The organism is Actinomyces bouchesdurhonensis, assembly GCF_963540955.1.
Classification (GTDB): Bacteria; Actinomycetota; Actinomycetes; order Actinomycetales; family Actinomycetaceae; genus Pauljensenia; species Pauljensenia bouchesdurhonensis.
Map to the genome: position 1 here is coordinate 1 of NZ_CAUTSL010000040.1, position 21,965 is coordinate 21,965.

19 protein-coding genes are annotated in these 21,965 nt (G+C 64.9%); 14 read left to right on the forward strand and 5 right to left on the reverse strand.

Annotation, left to right across the window (positions count from 1 at the left end):
- The first annotated feature begins 273 nt into the window (after positions 1-273).
- The 4 genes from RYL44_RS07370 to RYL44_RS07385 all read left to right on the forward strand — a co-directional run bounded on the left by RYL44_RS07370 (position 274) and on the right by RYL44_RS07385 (position 3,317).
- Positions 274-810 carry a TM2 domain-containing protein gene (locus RYL44_RS07370; RefSeq protein WP_314803798.1) on the forward strand — a complete coding sequence of 179 codons (537 nt, stop codon included), beginning with the start codon at positions 274-276 and terminating at the stop codon, positions 808-810.
- Positions 811-853: 43 nt separating this feature from the next.
- The gene (gene dcd / locus RYL44_RS07375; RefSeq protein WP_073983612.1) at positions 854-1,435 is read left to right on the forward strand and encodes a dCTP deaminase; all 582 of its coding nucleotides are present in this window, start codon (positions 854-856) and stop codon (positions 1,433-1,435) included.
- A 4-nt stretch (positions 1,436-1,439) separates the two neighbouring features.
- A complete protein-coding gene (locus tag RYL44_RS07380) occupies positions 1,440-3,029 on the forward strand; it encodes a hypothetical protein (RefSeq protein WP_314975565.1) in 1,590 nt (529 codons plus the stop codon).
- A 75-nt stretch (positions 3,030-3,104) separates the two neighbouring features.
- A complete protein-coding gene (locus RYL44_RS07385) occupies positions 3,105-3,317 on the forward strand; it encodes a TOBE domain-containing protein (protein WP_073983613.1) in 213 nt (70 codons plus the stop codon).
- Between the two features lie 75 nt (positions 3,318-3,392).
- Here RYL44_RS07385 and RYL44_RS07390 read toward each other — a convergent pair whose 3' ends face one another.
- A complete protein-coding gene (locus RYL44_RS07390) occupies positions 3,393-5,903 on the reverse strand; it encodes a (Fe-S)-binding protein (protein WP_314975566.1) in 2,511 nt (836 codons plus the stop codon).
- 174 nt (positions 5,904-6,077) lie between these two features.
- On the opposite strand from RYL44_RS07390, the gene purF reads away from it, so the two are divergent.
- Together purF and purM are read left to right on the forward strand one after the other, a co-directional pair.
- The gene (purF, locus tag RYL44_RS07395) at positions 6,078-7,646 is read left to right on the forward strand and encodes an amidophosphoribosyltransferase (RefSeq protein WP_314975567.1); all 1,569 of its coding nucleotides are present in this window, start codon (positions 6,078-6,080) and stop codon (positions 7,644-7,646) included.
- Between the two features lie 99 nt (positions 7,647-7,745).
- Positions 7,746-8,906, forward strand: coding sequence for a phosphoribosylformylglycinamidine cyclo-ligase (purM, locus tag RYL44_RS07400; RefSeq protein WP_314975568.1), 1,161 nt, complete (start codon positions 7,746-7,748; stop codon positions 8,904-8,906).
- A gap of 307 nt (positions 8,907-9,213) precedes the next feature.
- Here the strand turns inward: purM and RYL44_RS07405 are convergent, their stop codons facing one another.
- The 4 genes from RYL44_RS07405 to RYL44_RS07420 form a co-directional block, all read right to left on the reverse strand.
- The gene (locus tag RYL44_RS07405) at positions 9,214-9,492 is read right to left on the reverse strand and encodes a DUF3073 domain-containing protein (protein ID WP_073983614.1); all 279 of its coding nucleotides are present in this window, start codon (positions 9,490-9,492) and stop codon (positions 9,214-9,216) included.
- 295 nt (positions 9,493-9,787) lie between these two features.
- Positions 9,788-10,228, reverse strand: coding sequence for a DUF3618 domain-containing protein (locus RYL44_RS07410; RefSeq protein ID WP_314975569.1), 441 nt, complete (start codon positions 10,226-10,228; stop codon positions 9,788-9,790).
- Positions 10,225-10,713 (reverse strand): phage holin family protein, encoded by a 489-nt coding sequence (locus RYL44_RS07415; RefSeq protein ID WP_314975570.1) that lies wholly within the window; start codon positions 10,711-10,713, stop codon positions 10,225-10,227. The genes RYL44_RS07410 and RYL44_RS07415 overlap by 4 nt, the downstream gene beginning before the upstream one ends.
- Before the next feature lie 152 nt (positions 10,714-10,865).
- On the reverse strand, positions 10,866-12,185 hold the full coding sequence (locus tag RYL44_RS07420) for a P-loop NTPase family protein (RefSeq protein ID WP_314975571.1): 1,320 nt from the start codon (positions 12,183-12,185) through the stop codon (positions 10,866-10,868).
- A gap of 492 nt (positions 12,186-12,677) precedes the next feature.
- Here RYL44_RS07420 and cas3 point away from each other — a divergent pair, with 492 nt between their 5' ends.
- Genes cas3 through cas2e form a run of 8 tightly spaced genes read left to right on the forward strand, consistent with a single transcriptional unit; the run spans position 12,678 to position 21,893 of the window.
- The gene (cas3, locus tag RYL44_RS07425) at positions 12,678-15,572 is read left to right on the forward strand and encodes a CRISPR-associated helicase Cas3' (protein WP_462675792.1); all 2,895 of its coding nucleotides are present in this window, start codon (positions 12,678-12,680) and stop codon (positions 15,570-15,572) included.
- The gene (gene casA / locus RYL44_RS07430) at positions 15,569-17,239 is read left to right on the forward strand and encodes a type I-E CRISPR-associated protein Cse1/CasA (protein WP_314975573.1); all 1,671 of its coding nucleotides are present in this window, start codon (positions 15,569-15,571) and stop codon (positions 17,237-17,239) included. Before cas3 ends, casA begins: the two co-directional genes overlap by 4 nt.
- Positions 17,236-17,886, forward strand: coding sequence for a type I-E CRISPR-associated protein Cse2/CasB (gene casB, locus RYL44_RS07435; protein WP_314975574.1), 651 nt, complete (start codon positions 17,236-17,238; stop codon positions 17,884-17,886). The genes casA and casB overlap by 4 nt, the downstream gene beginning before the upstream one ends.
- 48 nt (positions 17,887-17,934) lie before the next feature.
- Entirely contained in the window at positions 17,935-19,059 is a 1,125-nt protein-coding gene (cas7e, locus tag RYL44_RS07440) for a type I-E CRISPR-associated protein Cas7/Cse4/CasC (protein ID WP_314806363.1), read from the forward strand.
- Positions 19,056-19,784 carry a type I-E CRISPR-associated protein Cas5/CasD gene (gene cas5e, locus RYL44_RS07445; RefSeq protein ID WP_314806366.1) on the forward strand — a complete coding sequence of 243 codons (729 nt, stop codon included), beginning with the start codon at positions 19,056-19,058 and terminating at the stop codon, positions 19,782-19,784. The genes cas7e and cas5e overlap by 4 nt, the downstream gene beginning before the upstream one ends.
- On the forward strand, positions 19,784-20,533 hold the full coding sequence (cas6e, locus tag RYL44_RS07450) for a type I-E CRISPR-associated protein Cas6/Cse3/CasE (protein WP_314975575.1): 750 nt from the start codon (positions 19,784-19,786) through the stop codon (positions 20,531-20,533). Before cas5e ends, cas6e begins: the two co-directional genes overlap by 1 nt.
- Positions 20,530-21,492, forward strand: coding sequence for a type I-E CRISPR-associated endonuclease Cas1e (gene cas1e / locus RYL44_RS07455; RefSeq protein WP_314975576.1), 963 nt, complete (start codon positions 20,530-20,532; stop codon positions 21,490-21,492). The genes cas6e and cas1e overlap by 4 nt, the downstream gene beginning before the upstream one ends.
- Positions 21,489-21,893 carry a type I-E CRISPR-associated endoribonuclease Cas2e gene (gene cas2e, locus RYL44_RS07460; RefSeq protein ID WP_314975577.1) on the forward strand — a complete coding sequence of 135 codons (405 nt, stop codon included), beginning with the start codon at positions 21,489-21,491 and terminating at the stop codon, positions 21,891-21,893. The genes cas1e and cas2e overlap by 4 nt, the downstream gene beginning before the upstream one ends.
- Positions 21,894-21,965: the final 72 nt, after the last annotated feature.

The window sequence follows — 21,965 nt, forward strand, 5'->3', positions numbered from 1 at the left end:
TCCTCATCGCAGGAGGCCTAGACGCCTCCACCCACACTCAACTCTGAAGAGCCTGCAAAACCCCCATCGATCACGGGCGCGCGGGACCCCAGCACCGCGACAGTTCCTATATCTGACCTTCGGCACCAAACGTCCGCGCGCGCAGTGCCGGGTAACCGCATTCGGGATCGTTCAGGGGTGACTCATGGTGACCGTCGGTGACACGGAAGGCCCTCCACACGCTAGGCTGTACCGGGTACGGCCACGCGGCTCCCACGAACGAAAGGTTTAACCATGACGATGCCCGACCCCCAGGCCAACTCTTCCGACCCGCAGAACGTCACCCCGGCGCCGGCCACCGACTTCGGTGCTACCAGCATTCCGGCTCCTGAAGCGCCAAGCTTCCCCCAGGCTGCGGCCCCAGGCTTTGACGAGGCCACCGCAACGCCCGGCGCGACCACCTACGGTACCGCTTCCGATCCTGCCGGCGCGCAGGCCCCCGGCAGTGACCCCAACGTCGGCGCGCAGGCCCCCTACGGGGCGGCCCCCGGCGCCCAGCCCAGCTACGGCCAGCCCGCGTATGCTCAGACGACCTACGCAAACCCGCCGAAGCAGTGGGTGATCGCCTTGGTCCTCGCTTTCTTCTTCGGGTTCCTCGGCGTTCATAACTTCTACCTGGGACGCCCCGGTCGCGGCATCGCGCAGCTGATTCTAACGATCACAGTCATCGGCGCGGTCATCTCGTGCACTTGGGCCTTCATTGAGTTCATCATGATCCTCATGCGCGCCGGCTCCTACGGATATGACGCGTCGGGTCAGCCCCTGGTTTGACCCTGGGGTGTTGTCGCGGCGCTGAGTGTGCGACAATCAAGTCATGCTGCTCAGTGACCGCGACATCAACGCCTCCCTGGACTCTGGCCGCATTTGCCTCGATCCGCTGGATCGTGAGCTGGTCCAGCCGGCCAGTATCGACGTGAGGCTGGACCGTCTGTTCAGGCTTTTTGACAACCACCGCTACTCGGTGATCGACCCTGCGGTCGACCAATCAGACCTGACACACCTCGTGGACGTGGGTCCAGAACAGCCTTTCGTCCTGCACCCTGGCGAGTTTGTCCTGGGTGCCACCTACGAGCTGGTGACTCTCGGTGACGACATCGCTGCGCGCCTGGAGGGTAAGTCGTCACTGGGACGCCTCGGCCTGCTGACGCACTCTACGGCGGGCTTCATTGACCCCGGCTTTTCGGGCCACGTCACTCTGGAACTGTCCAACACGGCGACGATGCCGATCCTGCTGTACCCGGGCATGAAGATCGGGCAGCTATGCTTCTTTGACCTGTCATCCCCGGCGCAGCGCCCCTACGGTTCAAAAGGCGTGGGTTCGCACTACCAGGGTCAGCGAGGTCCCACGCCGTCGCGCACGCACGAGCGTTTCACCTGTACACGCATCGAACGGTGACATGATGGCGCTCTATCCTCCGCCCCCTCCGTCCCGGCTTGAACGCATGCGCGCCGAGCGCGCGGCCCGCGCCGCAGCCGCGGCAGACCAGAGTATCCCCGCTGCGTCGCAGTCGATGGGCGCCACGACCACGCCCCCCGCCCCGCAGCCCCCCGCCCCGACCCCGGTGATCGGTATACCCACGGCGGGTGCTGTCCCGTCCGGTCAGCGCGCGGGCGCGGCGACCGGTGAGGAGCACTCATCGGCGTCGGCGCGCACGGGTGTCATCACGGGCGTCGCGCTGCCGGGCATGACTGCGCGCACCGATCAGGTAACCAACAGGGATGGGGGTGCCCAGGCCTCGCCCGTGAGGCGGTCGCTGAAGGAGCGTATGGCGAGCGCCCACCACAGTTTCGCGGACCCGACTCTCAGTGCCGTGACGACGGGTAATCCGCTCACCCATACGAATGTGTCCTTGGGTGGGCTGTCCACTGGTGAACCGGCGTTCCAAGTCGCAGCCGACGGTGAAATTACGAGCGCTGAGGCGGCGGTCCCAATTGCCGCAGCTATCGAGGTCAGTGATCCCGCCGGGGTCATCGACCTGCAGGACGCGCGGGAACACCACCTGCTGCTGGTGTCGGAGGCGGTGGATCCGGCCGAGTTGGAGGCGCTCGCCATTTCCATGTGGGACGAGGCCGGCTGGCTCGCTCCGGGGCGCCTGCGTCTGTCATCTGACGCTGAAATCGTGGGGCCGTGGTCGTTGGATCAGCCGACGCGAGCGGCGCTGGGAACTCCGGCGACGTTGACGAATGCGTGGATTCTGCATTGCCCGGTTGCCCGGGCGAAGCAGCAGGCGAACGCGGTCATGGGTGAGTGGGCGAAAGCCTTCCCCGAGGGGATGCCCGTCGGCCTGGAGTACCGCGTGCTCGAGGCGCTGCGTCGCATGGCGCGCCGCTTGGCGGGTGGTATGCGCATCGCGGGCAGCGGGTACGTGATGGTTCCCGACGCTGATTCGGCGGTGAACCTGACGGTGTATTCGCCGCGTTGGATCAATCCCGAGGACTTGATACAAGCTATGCGTGAGCGTGCGGGTTTTGAGCAGATGAAAGACGCGCGCGACATTGTTCCGGAGGCGCCCGAACCTCCGCCGCTGAGTCCCGCGCAGGCCGCGCACATCGAGAAGCTGAAGGCGGAGCTGGGTCCTGTTCGGGAGGACATCGCGTCGAAGATTGCGAAGGCCCGTGAGGAACTCGAAGGTCATCGCAACGAGCCGCAGGTTGTCGACGGTTATGCGCTCATGAGTCCGATCGGCAACAGGTCGGACATGATGATTGAGGTCCACGCGGTTCCTGTGCCGCCGCGCGTGCTGCGGTGGGAGCCGTGGACGGCGGGCGCGATCATCGAGTATCAGGTTCGCTGGTTGCCGGGGGCTGCACCGACGCCGGGGGCTGTGGCGATGAGCCGCACCGCGCGCCTGGAGCGTCTGCGTTCCACGCAGGACATCGAGAAAGCGGCTGGTCTGATTGCGACGCTCGTGGGGGGCAACGTGATCGACGAGGATGGTTTCCTGGTCGGTTTGGAGGAGATTGCTCCGGAGGACGAGGCGGCGCAGTAGCTATCCCTGGACGCTGTGCGCCCCGCCCGCTAGTGTGTTTGTGTTTGCATACCGATACGAACGAAAGGACACATCATGAAACTCTCAGCACGTAACCAGCTGCCCGGGACCGTTCTTGAGGTCGTCGAGGGTGCCGTGAACGGTATCGTTAAGATCGAGGTTGCTCCCGGCCTGGTGATCTCCTCGTCGATCACGAATGCTGCGATTGAGGAGCTGGGCCTGAAGGCTGGTTCGAAGGCCGTTGCCGTCATCAAGGCTTCCAACGTCATCGTCGGCGTCGAGGACTGAGCCTCTCATACGTGAACGGGCGGCCCCGCAGGTTTTGCTGCGGGGCCGCCCTTCGTGTCTTTTGCGGTCGTGGTGCTACCGGCCGCGCTTGACGGCTTCGAGTAGCATGACGGCAACGTCGCGCACCTGCGGGAGCTTCCCATTCGGCGAGGCCGCGGCGCCGTCCGCGACCGAGGGGCCTCGGTCGCCGGTGGCGGGGGATACGAAGCCAGCTGACGTGCCGGAAGCGGAGCCGAGCATTTGGGAGCAGAAGGGGCAGGCTGTCGCGACGACGTCCGCGCCCGTGGATGCGGCTTCGACGATGCGGGCGTCCGCGATGCGTGTGCCTCGTGTCTCCTCGAACCAGGCGTGCGCGCCGCCCGCGCCGCAGCACATGGCTCGGTCGCGGTTGCGCGGCATTTCGACGAGGGTCACGTCCGGTAGTGCGCTCACGAGTTCGCGCGGTGCCTCGTAGATGTGGTTGTGGCGTCCCAGGAAGCAGGCATCGTGGTAGGTGACGGTCAGGGGAACCTTCGCAGGCGGCGTGGTATCCGAGGCCTTCGCCCCGGCCTCGTGTGTGGTTTCTTCATCCGATGGTACGGGCGAGGCCGTTGGGGCCACCGGCGTGAGGAGGCCGTCGCGCACGAGGCGGTTGAGGAGCTGCGTGTGGTGGACGACGTCGAAGTGTCCGCCCAGCTGCGGGTACTCGCCCGCGATTGTGTTGAAGCAGTGCGCGCAGGAGACGACGATCTTTTGTGGCTTGGCGTCGTTGAGGGTGTCGATGGCTTGGGCGGCCAGCATCTGGAAGAGCGCCTCGTTGCCGGCGCGGCGGGCGGGGTCGCCCGTGCAGGACTCGCCGGAGCCGAGGACTGCGAAGGACACGCCCGCCGTGTGTAGGAGTTCGGCGACGGCGGCGCTGGTTTTTTTCGCTGTGTCGTCGTAGGCGCCTGCGCAGCCCACCCAGAATAGGTAGTCGACCTGTGAGGCGTCCTCGATGTCTTCTCCGACGACGGGGATGTCGAAGTCCAGTTTCTTGGCCCAATCCATGCGCTTGCGGGCAGGGCGGTTGTAGGGGTTCGCTTTGGATTCCATGCCGCGAAATGCGCGGCCCAGCTCGCGGGGGAATGCGCTTTCCATGAGGACTTGGTGGCGGCGCAAGTCGAGGATGTGGTCGATGTGCTCGATGTCGACGGGGCACTGCTCGACGCAGGCTCCGCAGTTTGTGCAGTCCCACAGGACTTCTTCGGAGACGACCTCGGGCACGATGGGGGCGGTGACTGCGCTGACGCCTTCGGGGCCTGTGGCGCCCGACAGGGACAGGGCGGAGACCAGGTCGAAAGAGTGTGGCGAGGCGGGCACGCCCTTGTCGAGGAGGACCTCCCCGGCTTGAAGCTTCTGGTGTCCTTCCTCCTGTTCGACGATCTGCACGTTGGAGGCGGACTCCATGTGGTCGCGCAGGCTCATGATGAGTAGCTTGGGGGAGAGGGGTTTTTGAGTATTCCATGCGGGGCACAGCTCCTGGCAGCGGCCGCACTCGGTGCACGCGTACAGGTCCAGGCGCGCCTTCCACGAGAAGTCGTCGACCGTGCCCACTCCGAGGACCGTGTCCTCGGGGACGGAGTCGAAGTCGTCCTCGCTGGTGACCGGTTTTCCGTCAATGAGCATGTGATCGGCCGGACCCAGGGACTTCGTGCCGTCGGCGTTTCGGCGCGTGTACAGGTTGAGGATCGCGACGAAGCGGTGCCATGCGACACCCATGCCGGTCTGGATGCCGACGACAGTCAGCCAGGTCATGGAGGTGATGACCTTCAGGGCGCTGACTGCCACGATCGCGTTGGCCAGCGAGGTGGCGGAGGAGGAGGCTGCAGCCGTGAAGAGTGCGCCCAGCCAGGCGGTGAGCGGGAAGTGCAGGGCGGTCGCGTGGGCCTCGAGGCCCTCAGTCGCGCTGAAGAGCGCGTATTCAAGGCCGCGTAGGGCGACGACGCACGCGCACACGATGAGGATGACCCACTCGACGAAGAGGGCCTGCCAGCGGGTTGAACCCAGGAAGCGGGAAGCGAGGCCCTTCGGGGAGGAGTCGCGCGGGTGGGGGCGGGTCAGGGACGAGGGCGGGGTGCCTTTCGGATCAACTGCGCTGGCAGCACCGTCGGGGTCGTCGTTCGAGAGGGCCGCCTCGGCGGCTGTTCCGCGCCCGGCACGCTGGCGCACGATCATGAGGCCGATGATGCCGGCCAGGCCACCCCACGCGAAGACCTCGGTGAGCCACTCCCAGGGCGCGAAGTGGCCGAGGAGAGGGAGAGTGAAGGTTTGGACGCGCAGCTGCGCGTAGCCGGTGACCAGGGTGAGGAAGAGGATCGGGAAGGACACCATGACCAGCCAGTGAGCTGCTTTGATCCACGGGCGCCCCTTGAATTCGCGGTGGGTGAGCGCCGCGGAAATAACACCCCACGCTCGTTTGCCGACGGGGGTCAGGCGCCCCGGGTCGGGTGTTCCCGCTGCGATCGTGCGCCACATGTGCGCGACACCGCGGGCGAACGACAGGACGGCCAGAGCGCTCACCAGCAAGGCAAAGCCCCACGTGATGGCGATCAGCGTCGGATTGGCCACGTTTCCTCCTCTACTTCGCTGCACACCATTGTGTCATCTCGACCACGACGCGACCCGATCCCGGCGCAAAGCGTGCGCAATTACGCGCCAATTCACCTGCTCATAACACTAAATGTGCTCACCACAACGTGGATATGGGCCGCCAACGGCGTCAAAGTATGCGACAGTGAGAGTGTGCTTCCCGTCTCGCAGCCAGACATAACACTGTCCGACCAGGAACTCTTCGGAGACGATCATCCGCATGATCACTGCGGCGTCTTCGGCGTATGGGCCCCAGGCGAGGACGTGTCCCGCCTCACCTACTTCTCCCTCTATGCGCTCCAGCATCGAGGCCAACAGAGCGCCGGAATCGCCACTTCCAATGGCAAACAGATCCTGGTCTATAAGGATCAGGGCCTGGTCTCCAAGGTCTTCTCAGAGCAATCCCTCCAGGGCTTGCGTGGTCACATCGCCCTCGGGCACGTGCGCTATGCGACGACCGGCGCGGACGTGTGGCGTAACGCCCAGCCGACGCTGGGTCCCACACCCACGGGCACGCTCGCCCTGGCCCACAACGGCAACTTGACGAACACGACGGAGCTGCGCGAGCTGGCCTCCCAGATCGCCGACGCAGGTGAGGACTTCGAGCGTGGCGCCTCCACCGACACCTCCCTCGTGACCGCCCTCCTCGGCATGGCCGACCGAATCCCCGGGCCCGCCCCCTTCATTGCGAGCCCCGCCGTCACGCCCGGCGACGCGGACCCGCACGAGGCCGCCCCGGCCTCGTCGGTCACTGATCCCGAACCCGCGCCCCTTGTCGGCGCAGCCCTGAAGGTCCTGCCCCGCATCAAGGGCGCGTTCTCCCTGGTCTTCATGGACGAGAACACGCTGTACGCTGCGCGTGACCCGCACGGCTACCGGCCCCTGGTCCTTGGGCGCCTCCCTTCCGGCTGGGTTGTCGCCTCCGAGACCGCCGCCCTGGACCTGTGTGGCGCGACCGTCGTGCGAGAGATCGAACCCGGTGAACTCATCTCGATCGACGCCTCGGGCGTGCACTCGCGACGCTTCGCGGTGCGCCGCGCCAACACCTGCGTCTTCGAGTACGTGTACCTGGCGCGCCCCGACACGACGATTGGCGGGCGCCGCATCGTGGCCGCGCGCCACCAAATGGGGGCCGCCCTGGCGCGGGAAAACCCCATCAACGCTGACCTGGTGATGCCGACCCCCGACTCGGGCACGCCCGCCGCCATCGGCTACGCGCAGGAGGCCGGCATCCCCTTCGCGCAGGGCCTCGTGAAGAACGCCTACGTTGGGCGCACCTTCATCGAACCCACGCAGTCCTTGCGCCAGCTCGGTATTCGCCTGAAGCTCAACCCCCTGCGCGAGGTCATCGAAGGCAAACGCCTCGTCGTCATCGACGACTCGATCGTTCGCGGTAACACGCAGCGCGCTCTGGTCAAGATGCTGCGCGAGGCCGGGGCCTCCGAGGTGCACATCCGTATCTCGTCCCCGCCCGTGGTATGGCCGTGCTTCTTCGGTATCGACTTCCCGACGCGCGCTGAACTCATCGCCTCCTCCATGGACGTTGAGCAGGTGCGCGCCCACCTCGGCGCCGACTCGTTGGCCTACCTGTCGATCGACGGCATGGTCGCGGCCACCGGACAGGGCACATCCCTATGCCTGGGCTGCTTCACAGGCGAATACCCCGAGACGATCCCCGCCGGGACTCCCGTGCCCGGCACACCTGACGCTACCCCCTGCTAACCCTCGCTCTCGCGACGTACCCCTGCGCCGCGGGCGTTTCCCCTTCTCCGATCACCCAGACCCGGCCTCGTCGAAGGCCACCTGCGAAAGGCACCACCCATGACCGACACCCCCTTGGACTACGCGGCTGCAGGCGTTGACACGGCAGCGGGCGATCGCGCCGTTGAACTGATGAAGAGCGCCGTGGCCGCCACTCACGACTCCACCGTGCTGGGCGCCACCGGCGGATTCGCTGGCATGGTCGACGCGTCGGCGCTGCTGGGCATGGAGCGACCTCTCCTCGCGACTTCCACGGACGGCGTGGGCACGAAGATCGCGATCGCGCAGGCCATGGACGTGCACGACACGATCGGCCAGGACCTGGTCGGCATGGTCGTCGACGACATCGTCGTGATTGGCGCGCGCCCGGTCCTCATGACCGACTATATCGCCTGCGGGCACGTGGTCCCCGAGCGCATCGCTGCGATCGTCACCGGCATCGCGCGGGCCTGCGAGGCCACGGGCACGCCCCTGATCGGCGGCGAGACCGCCGAACACCCGGGTGTCATGGAACCCGACGACTACGACATCGCGGGTGCGGCGACTGGCGTCGTGGACGCCTCCAAGCTGCTGGGACCTGAGCGCGTGACGGGCGGCGACGTCGTCATCGCGATGGCGTCCTCGGGACTGCACTCCAACGGATACTCGCTGGTCCGTTCCGTCGTGAAACGCGTCGGCGTATCCCTGGAGTCCTACGTGGCGGAGTTTGGTCGTACCCTCGGCGAGGAGCTCCTGGAGCCCACGCGCCTGTACACGCGCCTGTGCCTCGACCTGGTCGAGCGCTTCGGCGTCGGCGGTATTCACGCCTACTCGCACGTGACCGGCGGCGGCCTGGCCGCGAACCTGTCGCGCGTCCTGCCCGTCGGCGCCGTCGCCACCGTGGATCGCTCCACGTGGACCGTGCCCGCCGTGTTCGACTGGGTGCGCCGCGGCGGCGACGTCACCTGGGTGGGCATGGAGGACTCCCTCAACCTGGGCGTCGGCATGGTCGCCGTCGTCTCCGAGTCCGTCGCCTCCGAGGTCCTGGCCGCGATCAACGAGGCCGGGGTGGCCGCGTGGGTCCTGGGCTGCGTCACGTCGATCGGCAGCGATGGGACCGTAGAGGGCGTCGGGTCGATCGACGACCTGAGCGCCGACGCCTCCGGTGTGCGCCTCATTTCCGGTACGAAGGGCGTGCAGGCTGGTGCCGTGGCGCTTCACGGCACGTACCGCGTGGGCTGATTCTTCGTTGTGCTGCGCGTGAGTGCGGGGTACGGGGCCGCTGGCCTCGGCCCCGCTTTGCTCGTGGGTTCCTGAGCGGTTGGGCGCGTCTGCGCGCGGGGTACGAGGCGCCCGTTGTTGCGTGGCGGGGGTGATGCTCGCGGCATTCCGGCGCGCGGGGTACGAGGCGTGGGCGCGGTGGGTGCACGGCTGCGGGGGCGCTCTGTTTTGGGTCGCGGAGTTGCGTGCGTATTGCCTCGCGGGTCAGGACTCGCTGTGGCACGCCAAAACGGCGGGCCGGGGAGCGGTCCGCCGGATGGCTGAGCCGTTACTTAGTGGAGGAACCACCTGTCCAGAAGGACTCATCCAGCTGTTTCGGATCGATGTCGTCGTCCTCTGCTGGAATATTCGCGAAGTCGGCGTATTTCGAATAGAGGTCGTCGTCGATTGCATCGTCCTCTTCGGACTCGTTCTCGGCGTCGTTCGCCGTGTACGAGTCCTCATCCGCCAGCTCTCGCTGAAGTGCATGTAGGTCGGTGTCGGGGCTGAAGTACTTCAGCTTCCGAGCGACTTTCATCTGCTTAGCCTTTTGACGGCCGCGCCCCATGGCGTCGACCCCCTCCGCGTCGTTCGGGTCCGCGTCAAGCGGTTCCCTGGGTGTTCAAAATGTTTCGTGGGACCATCATAGCTAATGACGGGCCTTTGCCTCACCTTGGACCGTGTTTTGCGCGCACAGCGCAGCTGCAAGTTCGTCTTTCTGGCTCGTAGAGTGGCGGAAACACGCTCGTTAAAAGCCGTGCTGTGAACGGTGTTACGAATGGGCGTGGGGCGGATATGCGCGTTCCCCTCGCACAAACGGGATGTTCGGGTGAGGGGAACGGTCGGATCAACGGTAGTTGGTGTTAGGCTTCCACGGCCTCATCCGCGGCTGCGAGAGCCGCGAGCGTCTGCGAGGCGGCCTCACGTCCGATGCGGCGCGCCTGGCGGCGGGCGCGCCGGGGCTTACGCGTGGCGAGAAGAACGATCACGGTGAGGGCACCCACCGCGGACAGTGCCACGATGCCGACCTTTTTGAGGGCATCCGTGTTGCCGCCCACAGCGTCCTGCAGAGCCAGTGACGCGGACTTCTTGATGGCCGTGAAGCGGGCGGTGGCTTCGTCCTTCGCTTCCTGTGCGAGCGCCGCGGGTTGGACGCGTTCGTAGAGCTGATCGATTGTGGCCGCGAGTTCGGCGCGCTGGCGCTCCAAGTCGGCGGCGATCTGTGCTTCGGTGCGCGCACCGGAAGACTGCGCGGCGGCGGAATCGCCGACGGTCACGGTGCGAGGGGCGACGGTGTTGCTCACTTGCCCATTCCCTTCTCGATGGCTTGCTTAGTGGCGGCGACCGACGCGGCCGGGTCCGGACGGTGCTTTTGTGCGCTGCGGAGCGCGGTTGCGCCGACGAGGGCCAATACGATCACGATTAGGAGGAGCAGCCCGACGACGATCAGCGACGCCGCCCATGCGGGTACGACGAGGGTCAGGGCAACCTCAATCGTGTGAAGCGTCCAGCCGAGCAGAAAGAGAGCGAAAACCGCGGCCGTCGCAAGGAGCACCGCTCCCTTCGCGCTCTTAGCGGCGAAAGCGAGCGCCTTCGTTTTGTTGAGCTCGATTTCGTCGCGCACAATGCCGGAGAGTTGGCTGGTCACGGACGCGACGAGGGTCCCGATGCTGGGGCGCGCCTCGGGGGCGGGTGCCGCGTGCTGTGGAGTGTGGCGCGCGCCGGGCGCGGCCTGCTCGGGTGCGGCGGGCGGCGGGTACTGCCCGGGACGGGGAATGGGCTGGGTCATGGGGGCTCCTGCGCGTGCGGGGGTAACGAGGCGTCGCCTCGCCTGATACACCTAGTCTCTCACGAAGAAAGACGGCTCGCAGTGACCCGTATGCTACTTGTCAGCCCAGCGACGTAACTCGTCGTGCTACTCCTGGGGGCTACTCCTGGGGGCTACTCCTGGGGGGCGATCGAGCCGGGCAGGTCGGAGAGGATCTTGCGGGCGCGCACAACCAGGTCGGACACTTCCGGTTCGGTCAGGGCGGAGTCCTCGTTGTCGACTGTGGGGATGCCGCGCGCGGACGCGTCGGCGTTCTCCTCGCCCGAGGTCCCTGCGTCAGTGGCGCCGATCGGTGCCATGAGCGCAGTTTCATCAGCTGCGGGACCCTGAGTGGAGGGAGCCGGGGCGGTCACGGGAGTGGAGGTGCCAGCCACGACCTCGTCAAAGGCGGAAGGAGAGGAGGGGAGGAGTGCGAGCATCGACTTCGGATCCTCAGGGTTGGCTTCGAGGGAAGCAGCGATGATGGCCTGCGAAGGGCCGGGCGCGTCGAGGGCGACCCGACCGTTCGTGAGCAGAATCGCACGGTCCGTGGAGGCGGCGAACTCGGCGGACGCTGTTGAGACGACGACAGCGCAGCCCGCGTTGGTGAGCGAGCGTAGGAGTGGTTCGAACTCGGCGTGCGCATCGGCGGGCAGGGAGACGGGGTCCTCGATGAGGAACACGTCGGCGCCGGACACGATCGCGCGGGCGATGAGCGCCTTGAACCGCTCCCACCGGGTGAGTTCGGAGGGGCGCAGATCGACGCGTTGAGCGAGGCCCGTCACCTGGAGGGCGCCCACGAGGTTGTCCCAGTCGGCGACGGAACCTGTGGCCGACAGGGGAGCGAGGATGTTCTGGCGGATCGTCAGCGCGTTGTCAAGCGGCGAATCCGTGCGGATCAGCGCAACCGATCCGATGCGTCCCGCCAGGCGCGCCGCCCACGAACGCGAGGGCGCGGCGACGATACGACCGGCGTGTGGCTCTTCGAGGCCCGCGAGAATCAGGAAGAGGGCGCGTGCGCGGCGCCCACTCGGGTCCAGGATTGCGCTGAGCGTGCGCGCCCGGAAACCCATGTCGACGTCTGCCAGGAGCACCGCGCCGGTCGCGTCATCTGTGTAGGTCAAGCCCAGGCCGGCGACCAGGACCTTGCCGCCACGGCCCTTCGCTGCGAAGGAACGACGCGACCGGTACCAAGGGCGAGGCTCGGTCGTCGGCAGGTGCCCAGGCAGCGGCGCGATGACGACCTCACCCTGCGTGGGCTGGGGCGCCTGCGGTTGTGTCTGCTGCGGCTGTTGCGTCGGGGTTTCGTTCGTTGACGAGGCCGTGGCCCCCTCGGCGGCAGCGTCGACCGCGGCGGCGGTCGGCTCGGAGACGGCCTGCCCCGTGGCGGCCGTCAGGTCGGCCACGTCCTGGCTATCCGTACCCTGCAGGTTTTCACGCGACTCATTCGACATACCCCTATTCTTTCAGGATCGTGCGGTTTGTGCCGTTATGGCGCGCGGGGGTGGGGCGGGTGATACGTTTGTGAGGTCCTGCGAGCGCGTGTGGTGGCTGTTGCTGCCGTGTTCCCTGTATGGGGATGAACCTATGCGATGCATCAGGAGGACGTTTTCCCCGCGAAAGCGGGGATTTTCTATGGTTGGGCTCTTTCCTTCGCGCAGCGAAGACGTTATGCCGAACATGCGTTGCATAAGGCAAATTTTGATGTTATCGTGTACCTATCAACCCCTCGGGGTGATCGCTGCCCCGTCGGGGCTGCTGGGCTCAACAATTTCAGAGTAACCAGACTCACTCATCGTAGCGTGTTTTGGTTGCGTAGGAAGCTAAATCTACTCGAGGTAGAGATGATGGCCCGAAAGAAACAAGGTAGTGAGGCGACCGCCCCTCGTCCGGTTGCGGCACCGCCGGTTTTTCCTGCCGCGCAGCCTGCCCTCACGGCTTCGGATCTGTCCGACCTTGCCCGTTGCTTTTGGGCGAAGAGTGGTAACGCTGACAGTTGGCTCTCCGTCGTACAGCACCTGATGGATGCAGCAGATGTTGCAGGGCATCTTTTTGATGACTATGTGAGTGAGCATCATCGTCGTCTCATGGCCTCCGTGTGGGAAGGGGACCAGGCGAAGGCACGGGCGGCGTTCGTGTTCCTAGCAGGGGTGCACGATGTGGGAAAAGTGGATTGCCGCTTCGCATGTCAGCGCCAAGACCTTGCCGAGCTGATTCGGCACCAAGGCCTCGTAGTGATGCGAAAGAAAGACTATGCAGAGCGAGCGTTCCTTCCCCACGGCCTCGTCAGTCAGTTCGCGTTTCAGGAGGCAATTGTTCGCGGCGGAGGCGACGCTGCGCGCGCCGTTCATTGGGCGGTCCTCGTAGGAATTCACCACGGGCGTTACCCGGATGCGGGTGCGGTCAACGTCGCGCGCCAGCAATACAGGACACAAGAGGGGTCGGAGCAGGACGACCCTCGATGGGGGCAAGCTCGCGTGGAGATTCTGCGGTGGATGGCAAAGCGCAGCGGCTTTCCGCTCGAAGCGCCAGGAACTGCGCTGCCTGAGCTCCCCATTGCCGTCGCCTCCGCCTATGCCTCGGCGCTCGTCATCGCGGACTGGCTCGCCTCAAATGAGGACTACTTTCCGCTGCGCCCCCGCCCCGACAAGGAAGATAAGGAATGTGCGATTCGGTTCTACCCGGAGCTGGATGCCGGGCAACAGCGCAAACGGGCAGCGCGCGGATGGAAGCGAGCAGCGTTTCCTGCCCCCATGCGTCTGCCCGCCACTCTCGGGGAACCAACCGCAGACTTCTATCGGCGTCGCTTCGGGTGGCCGGCCTCGTACCGGCCGACCTGTGCCCAGCGCGAGGCTGTAGAAATCGCCTCTACCGAAGACCCGGATCTCATGATCGTCGAGGCGCCGCCAGGGTCCGGGAAGACCGAGCTGGCTTTTGCAGCCGCTGAGGTTCTGATGCGTGCTCGCGGCCTGCAGGGAGTGTTTGTCGCGCTGCCCACACAGGCCACGACCAACGCCATGTTTGAGCGCGTCACCTCGTGGCTCACGAGCATCCTGGGCGATGAGCCGCAGCGGCTGGGCATCCAGCTGGCCCACGGAAAGAACAGCCTCAACGAGAGCTTTATGAAGCTTCTCGACAGTGGTCAGAGTCCCCTCGAAGTGCACGACGACGAGGAGGACCTGGGTCTTCACGCGAGCCGGTGGATGGGGCAGCGCTGGCGCGCGACCCTGTCGCCTGTCGTGGTCGGCACGATCGACCAGGTACTACTCGCGGCTCTCAAGTCGCGCCACGTGCTGGTGCGCCATCTCGGGCTCATGGGCAAGGTGGTCGTCATCGATGAGGTGCACGCCGCCGACGAGTACATGGAGACCTACCTGGAGGCCGCCCTCACGTGGCTCGGCATGTACGGGATCCCCGTCGTCCTGCTGTCTGCGACCCTGCCGCCCGCGCGTCGCCGCGCGCTTCTGGACGCCTATCGACGAGGCCGTGGATCGTCGGGCGAAGGCGCTCAGTTGGTCGAGGGCATGATCGGGTATCCGGTCATCTCGACGGTGTCTTCCGCCGGTGTGCGCGTCCACGAGATTGACGGCGAGGCTGAGGCAGCCAAGCGGATCGTGCCGACATCGGTGGGATCCCCCCGGGAGATCGCGGAACTGCTGGACCGCGAGCTAGCTGATGGCGGATGTGCCGTCGTTATCCGCAATACGGTCCGCGAGGCGCAGGAGACCTATGACGCGTTGAAGGCTGTCTTTGGACGCGAGCAGACGACCCTGCTGCACTCGCGTTTCTTGGCAGCTGAGCGTGCGGCGCGTGACCGTCGGTTGCTGGAGCTCTTCGGCAAGAACGCCGGACGGCGTCCCCGGCGTCACGTCGTCGTCGCAACACAGGTCATCGAGCAGAGCCTCGACGTCGATTTCGACCTCATGCTCACGGACCCCGCGCCCATGGACCTGATCCTGCAACGCATCGGGCGACTGCATCGACATGAGCGGGCGGATCGCCCTGCGGGGCTGCGCAAGGCCCGATGCCTGGTGCTGGTGGAGGACCTCTTTGCTGTGCCGTGGGCCTACTCGACAGGGACAGACCACGTCTACCCGCGACACGCGGTTCTGCGCACCCTCGGAATTCTTGCGGATCGCGGCGAGATTACGGTCCGTGAACCCGTCGACTACGCGAAGCTCACCGCGCTGGCGTACTCCGACGTACAAGCCGTCGGACCCGCTCAATGGGCCGGTGCTTTCGACACCGCGCTCGACGAACGAGAACGCAGCACCGCGCAATCACGGATGCGGGCGAGCACGTGGTGCCTCGACGGCGCGAATCTTCCACGATGGCAGGCCCCCGAGCTCGAAGAGAAGCTCCAAGGAAACGCCGCCACGGGGGAGGAGACCAAGGGACCGGGAGTTGCCGCAGCTCGCGCCGCGGTGCGAGAGGGCGAAGACCAGATTCCCGTCCTCGTCGTCGCGATTGATCCCGAGCTGGGCAACGTCCCGGTGCCGCCACCCCTCACCGGAGGGGCCACCGACGATGAAGAACTTGAGGTCGGCGAATACAACGCTCGAGGGCGCATCGCCGACATCTGCTCGTGGAGTATCTCCCTGCCGCCGTGGGCGTTGCGCACTCGCGGGCAGAGCGTCGACCAGGCGGTGGACGCAGTTGCAGGTGCCATCTGGGATGATCCCATTACGGCGGAATGGGCGTGTCGTGAGCACCCGTTCCTGGCGGGAGAACTGATCCTCGCGATGTACAAAACCCCCGGCGGGGAGCGCCTCACGCGCGACCTGTGCGGACACACATTCACATACTCCACAGAAAAAGGAATGGAGGTGCAGGGTCAATGAAGAACCCTGAGTACAACCTGCTCGACGAGCCGTGGATACCCGTCCGGCTCCTCGACGGGACCATCGCCGATGTCGGGCTGCTGGAGCTTCTTCGGCGCACGACAGAGATTGCCGATCTCGCGTGCGAGCTACCGACGCAGAGCATCGCGATCCAGCGACTCGTTTTGGCCATCGCGTATCGTGTGGCGCCACCGCGCGATGCACACGACTGGGCCAGGCAGTGGGACGAAGGCGCTCCCACGGAACAGATGATCGAGTACCTCGAACGGTGGAGGGATCGTTTCTACCTGTTCGGGGGCCGGTATCCCTTTATGCAGGTTGCAGACCTGCGGACTGCGAAGGACGTGGTGTCAGGGCTTGAAAAACTGATCGCCGATGTTCCCAACGGCGAGCAGTTTTTCACCACTCGACATGGGTGTGCTCTCGCGTGTATTCCCCCGTCGGAAGCTGCTCGCTGGCTGGTTCACGCGCAGGCGTATGATCCGTCGGGCATCCGTTCAGGTGCAGTCGGTGATTCTCAAGTCAAGGGAGGGAAAGGGTATCCCATCGGCCCATCGTGGTGCGGTCACCTTGGACTCGTGTGGCTTAAGGGTAAGGACCTGGACGAAACGCTGGTCCTGAATTTGGTTCCCACCGATGCTGCACAACTGCGTGGCGTCGAAAGCTCAACCGAGTGGGGAGCATGCAGCTGGGAGGTCTCCGAAGCGGAGAGCGCGGTGCGCGGAGACTACTCGCTCCTCGATCCGTCAGGCACACCACGAGACATCAGTATTCCACGTCTGCTGACATGGCATTCTCGTCGGGTTAGGCTCGTGGGGAACCGCGAGGGCGTCACGGGAGTCGTCCTTGCTCAGGGAGACAAACTAGCGCCACAGCAGATGCATCGGTATGAGCCGCAGAGCTTGTGGCGATACTCGACACCCCAGTCCAAGAAGTTCAAGCAGGACGTCTACATGCCTCGTAAATACGAGGCGGGCCGCGCGCTCTGGCGCAATCTGCCCGGAACCCTTCCCACCGTGACAACCGTGCAGGGCGTGGACAAGCAGCCCAAGCAGGAGTTCCTCCCCTCGGCGACGCTTTCCTTCCATTACCAGCTGGACAATGCTTCGATCGAGACCACCTATCCCAAGGTGATGCGGATTCAGGCTGTTGGCGTCACCTACGGGCCGCAGGAAGCGACATTCGAGGATATCTACTCGGATGAGCTGACGCTGTCGGTCGCTGTCATGCGAGTTGAACACGAGGATCTGTCAGCCGAAATCGACCGGCAAGTCCGCCTCACCGAGGAGATTGCCAGACACGTGGGGAACTTTGCGGCCAATCTCGTGCGTGCCGCTGGCGAGAGCGGAGACGGTGCCGGTGATGGAGCCCGAGACCGCGCCAAGGAAGTCTTCTTCAGCGCAGTCGACACCGATTTCAGGACCTGGCTGACACAGGTCGATGGCCGCGAAAGCGCGAGGGACGCCGGGCGGCGGTGGGAGCGCTCCCTGCGTCAGCACGCCCTTGACATTCGGGCTGAACTTGTGAGGGGCGCGTCGTCGTCGGCAATCATCGGTCGGGATACCAGCAGGGGCTACATGAACGTCGGTATCGCCGACAACTACTTTCGGGCGGCGCTCAACAAGCATCTCCCGTTACAGAAAACCAATCAGGAAGGAACGAAATGACCAGCAATGATGCTGCTCCGGTGACACCTCCGGATGGCGGTGTGAAAGGTCTGGCGACGCACGGCGCGGTCTATGGCCGCGTCGGTGGGTTGATCGTGAATAGACTCTGGAAGGAGACTCCGTCGGCCCGTGCCCTTCGCGCGCAGCTGAGGGGAGCGCTTTCACGAGAAGCTGGATCGGTGCCCGAGTTGTGGGACCTCACGCTCGATGGCCGCCCCGGCTATCTGGGCGACGAGCCGACCAGAGGCGAGAAGGCCGTCCATGGGGCTCTCACGCTCTGGGCGCTTCACCAGGGATCGACTACGAGGCCGATGCACGACACGTCGGATCGTCCGCGCAGCTTCGCTTCCGCGATCCGAGTCGTAGCCGAGGGACAAAGCGGCGACAAGCGGGCCGAGGAAGCACCGATCTATCGGCGTTTTTCCGCGGCCGTTCAGGCCCCCACATTCGAGGGACTTCTCGTGCATCTGCGTTCGCTCGTCTCTCAACTCGAGGCTGCCGAGGTTCCCTGTGACTACGCGGGGCTTGCAGCCGACCTTTTTAGGTGGCAGAACCCGCGTCATCGTACGTCCGTCATGCGTAACTGGGGCCGTCAGTTCGCTCGTCCCACTGAAACTGTCCACCCTGATACTGCCTCTGACGAGTGACGTCGAGGCGCTGCAATCGAACAAACTTCATTTGTGAAAGGAAAGACAATGTCCGTCTTCGTTGATATCCACGTCCTGCAGACCCTCCCGCCCTCGAACCCGAACCGTGATGATACGGGTGCTCCGAAGACCGCCACCTTCGGCGGAGTCCAGCGTATGCGCATTTCGTCGCAGGCCATCAAGCGTGCGACGCGTGAGGACTTCGAGGGAAAGATCGCCGATGGAAATTACGGTGTGCGCACGAAGAAGATTGTCGAGCTAGTTGCCCGTTCAATCGTCGATAAGCGTCCGGACCTCGACTCGCAGGCTGTCGACCTCGCCGAGATGGGCCTGAAAGCCATTGGTTTCAAGCTTACGGAGCCGCGCGGGAATAAGTCTGAACAGGAGCTGAAAGAAGCTGGATTCCTCGTGTTCCTGTCGGCCAAGCAGATCGAGCACGTCGCGGACGCGTTGATTTCGGTTGCTCACGAGGATGATCCTGCGGCAGCGTTCAAGGAGCTGAAGCCGCGTAGCCTCGTGAATACGGATCACTCTATCGATATTGCTCTGTTTGGTCGTATGGTCGCCGAACCGAATGCTCTGAACGTGGATGCTGCCTGCCAGGTTTCCCACGCGATCGGTGTCGGCGCGGTTGAGCGCGAGTACGACTACTACACGGCCGTCGACGACGAGAAGAAGCGCAACGATGAGGCCGACGAGGGTGCGGGCATGATCGGTACCATCGAGTTCGCATCCGCGACGGTGTACCGCTATGCGACGATCAACGTTGGTATGCTTCGCGAAAATCTGGGAGACGATGCGGTTGTGGATCGTGCCATTGAGCTCTTCGTGGATAGTTTTGTTCGGTCGATGCCGACCGGTAAGATCACGACGTTTGCGAACCGTACTCTGCCCGACGCTGTCCTGGTTCAGGTGCGCAACGATCAGCCGATCAACATGGCGGGTGCCTTCGAAGAACCGATCGTCGCGGGGCAGCGCGGTTTCGCCGAGCCTGCCGTCAAGCGTTTCGTCGAGTTCGAGTCCAAGCTGCGCGACCTCACCGGTCTTGAGCCTGTTGGCTCTCTCGCCACGTGGACCACTCCTCGGGGCGAGGGTTTCTCCGCACTGGGTGCCCAGGTCCGCCTGGTCGATCTGGGCAGCGCGACGGTGGACGCTGTGCGAGGCGAGCGATGAGTTCGGTACTCGTCTTGCGACTGGCTGGCCCCATGCAGTCGTGGGGCTCATCCAGTCGATTCACGCGCAGGTCGACGGAGGCTTTTCCCACGAAAAGCGCGCTGGTCGGTCTGCTCGCGGCGGCGCAGGGACGCAGGCGCAGCGATCCGATCGAGGACCTGGCCGAGCTTCGTTTTGCCGTGCGGGTGGATCAGCCGGGGCAGTTGCTCCGCGACTTTCATACGGCGCATCGGGGTGACACGTCGATGCCTCTTTCTGACCGCTTCTATTGGGCGGATGCGGCGTTCGGCGCCTTCGTTGAGGGACCTGATGACGTGATCGAGGGGTTGTCGCAGGCGATCCTCCGACCGGTGTTCCCTCTGTACCTCGGTCGTCGCTCGTGCCCACCAACCATGCCCTTGCGCCTCGCCGTACGTCGAGGGGACGCGTGGGAGGCCGTGCGGGACACCCCGTGGATGGCCTCAGCGTACTACCAAAAGAAGCAGCGCTACGAACAGTACGTGTCTGTCCGCGTCGTTGCCGATCAGGGGATTATCCCTACCGACGTGGGTGTCTCGTTCGAACACACCATCCAGGACGTGCCGATCAGCTTTGACTCCGAACGCCGTACCTACACTCTGCGAACTGTCGAGGAAGCGCGCGTCGATCTGGAGAATCCACAGTATGTGGAGGCGCGACCGAACGCCGGCCCGGGCCTCGTCCATGACCCGATGGAGGTGCTCTGATGTATTTGACACGCATCTACCTCAACCCGCACCGCAGGGGTGCTCGGCAGCTCATGCGGAGCCGTCAGGTTCTGCATGCGGCCGTCATGAATTGTTTCCCGCCGGGCGCCTTGGAGGGTGCTGGAATGCCACGCGTGCTGTGGCGCCTGGATCGTCCTCCAGTCGCGAGAAGTGGTCCTTCTCGGCAGGGGAGTCCCTCGTGTGCGCTCTTCATCTCGAGCCCGGTTCCCCCGGATCCCTCGCACATCGTCGAGGAAGCTGGTTACGCAACCGATGGTGGAGTGCTCGTTCGCGACATGGGTGATTTCCTCGACCGGCTTGAGGCCAGGCAGAGGTGGGGGTTCCGTCTCTGTGTGAATCCGACGTTCCGTGAGGCGAGTCAGGTCAATGCGCGGGGACGCAAGAAGGTTCTCGCTCACGTGACCCAGGATCAGCAGACGCAGTGGGTGCTGGATCGCTCTGAGCGACTCGGATTCCGTGTGTTGACTTCCGCCGAGTACGGTGGGGATCTGCCCGTCCTGGAGGACCGGGATGGTCGCCGCGTCGACGGGGCGAATCTGCTGATCAACGGCATTGAACGCAGCGTTGCTGAGTTTCAACGCGGTAGTTCTCGCGTTACCCTCGCGCTCGCGACTTTCGGGGGAGTGCTCGAGGTGACGGATCCGGATGCTCTTCGCCACGGCCTCGTTCATGGGGTGGGCCGGGGCAAAGCATACGGCTGTGGACTGCTGACCCTCTCACGGGCATGAGACCGATCCCTGGGGTGAGGCCCCCTGATCCGAAGGACTTGGTGCGCGTTCGGGACCGGCTGACGTTCCTCTACGTCGAGCGGTGCACGATTAACCGGGACTCGAACGCGATCACCGTGGCCGACGGTCATGGAATCGCCCACGTCCCAGCGGCGGCGCTGTCGGTGCTGCTGCTGGGACCCGGGGTGCGGATCACGCACTCGGCGGTCTCGGTGCTTTCTGAGAGCGGTTCGACCATCGTGTGGGTGGGCGAGAACGGGGTGAGGTACTACGCGCATGGCACCCCGCCATCGCGATCCTCGCGGTTGCTGGAGGCACAGGCTCGTGCGGTGAGTGATCCGTCGATGCGACTGACCGTCGCGCGCAACATGTACCTGATGCGTTTTGCGGGCGAGGACGTGTCGAAGCTGAGTCTTCAGCAGTTGCGCGGACGCGAGGGAGCTCGCGTGCGTCGCTTGTATCGTGAGCACTCGCAGCGCACGGGCGTGCCCTGGGACAGGCGCGAGTATGACCCAGACAACTTCGAGGACGGGTCGGTCGTTAATCAGGCGCTGTCGGCCGCCAACTCGGCGATCTATGGTGTCGTCCACGCGGTGATCGTCGCGCTGGGGTGCAGCCCTGGGTTGGGCTTCGTTCACAACGGGACCTACCGTTCGTTCGTGTATGACATTGCTGATCTGTACAAGGCTGACCTCACTATCCCCATTGCTTTCGATGTGGCTGCATCGCCCTCGGACGAGGCCGTGGGTAGCGCAGCGAGGAAGGCTGTGCGTGACGCAGTTCGGGAGTTTCGGCTCCTGGAGCGGTGTGTCGCCGACATTAAGGGGCTTTTGTCGGTGTCTGGTGCCTTGGATGTCGAGGACGACGAGGACCTCATCGTGGACGACCTGCGTCTGTGGGATGACCGCGAGGGAACGGTCGCGGCGGGTGTCTCCTACGAAGAGGGCGAATCCTCGTGATTGTTCTCGTCTTGTCTGCGGTTCCTGAGGGGTTGCGGGGTCACGTGACGCGGTGGCTTATGGAGATTTCTCCCGGCGTTTTCGTCGGGACTCTGAGCGCTCGTGTGCGCGAGCGTCTGTGGGAGATCGTCACGGAGAACATGAAGACGGGGAGGGCTGTCATGGTCTATCGGGCGCGCAACGAGCAGGGCCTGGCCTTCCTGACCTGGGGTGATCCGTGGAAGCCTGTCGACTTCGATGGCCTGACCCTTATGATGCGCCCCTACTACTCGGAAGGACGAGGGCAGTATTCCGAGCCTGATCCTGCGGCGCGTCAGTTGCGTAAGCGGCGCTCAATGTGTAACTTTCAGAGGAGACGGCAAGCTCAAGGGTTTCCAAGATCTGACCGATCCGCTCGATAAACGCGCAGGTCAGAAAGCGTTTTCCCCGCCCACGCGGGGATGAGCCCGCGCCCATGCTCACGCCGAGCGTCG

Bases quoted from the DNA above. Each gene is read 5' to 3' on its own strand.
- RYL44_RS07370 (WP_314803798.1), top strand. From the start codon at position 274: ATGACGATGCCCGACCCCCAGGCCAACTCTTCCGACCCGCAGAACGTC.
- dcd (WP_073983612.1), top strand. From the start codon at position 854: ATGCTGCTCAGTGACCGCGACATCAACGCCTCCCTGGACTCTGGCCGC.
- RYL44_RS07380 (WP_314975565.1), top strand. From the start codon at position 1,440: ATGGCGCTCTATCCTCCGCCCCCTCCGTCCCGGCTTGAACGCATGCGC.
- RYL44_RS07385 (WP_073983613.1), top strand. From the start codon at position 3,105: ATGAAACTCTCAGCACGTAACCAGCTGCCCGGGACCGTTCTTGAGGTC.
- purM (WP_314975568.1), top strand. From the start codon at position 7,746: ATGACCGACACCCCCTTGGACTACGCGGCTGCAGGCGTTGACACGGCA.
- RYL44_RS07405 (WP_073983614.1), bottom strand. From the start codon at position 9,492: ATGGGGCGCGGCCGTCAAAAGGCTAAGCAGATGAAAGTCGCTCGGAAG.
- RYL44_RS07415 (WP_314975570.1), bottom strand. From the start codon at position 10,713: ATGACCCAGCCCATTCCCCGTCCCGGGCAGTACCCGCCGCCCGCCGCA.
- RYL44_RS07420 (WP_314975571.1), bottom strand. From the start codon at position 12,185: ATGTCGAATGAGTCGCGTGAAAACCTGCAGGGTACGGATAGCCAGGAC.
- casA (WP_314975573.1), top strand. From the start codon at position 15,569: ATGAAGAACCCTGAGTACAACCTGCTCGACGAGCCGTGGATACCCGTC.
- casB (WP_314975574.1), top strand. From the start codon at position 17,236: ATGACCAGCAATGATGCTGCTCCGGTGACACCTCCGGATGGCGGTGTG.
- cas7e (WP_314806363.1), top strand. From the start codon at position 17,935: ATGTCCGTCTTCGTTGATATCCACGTCCTGCAGACCCTCCCGCCCTCG.
- cas5e (WP_314806366.1), top strand. From the start codon at position 19,056: ATGAGTTCGGTACTCGTCTTGCGACTGGCTGGCCCCATGCAGTCGTGG.
- cas6e (WP_314975575.1), top strand. From the start codon at position 19,784: ATGTATTTGACACGCATCTACCTCAACCCGCACCGCAGGGGTGCTCGG.
- cas1e (WP_314975576.1), top strand. From the start codon at position 20,530: ATGAGACCGATCCCTGGGGTGAGGCCCCCTGATCCGAAGGACTTGGTG.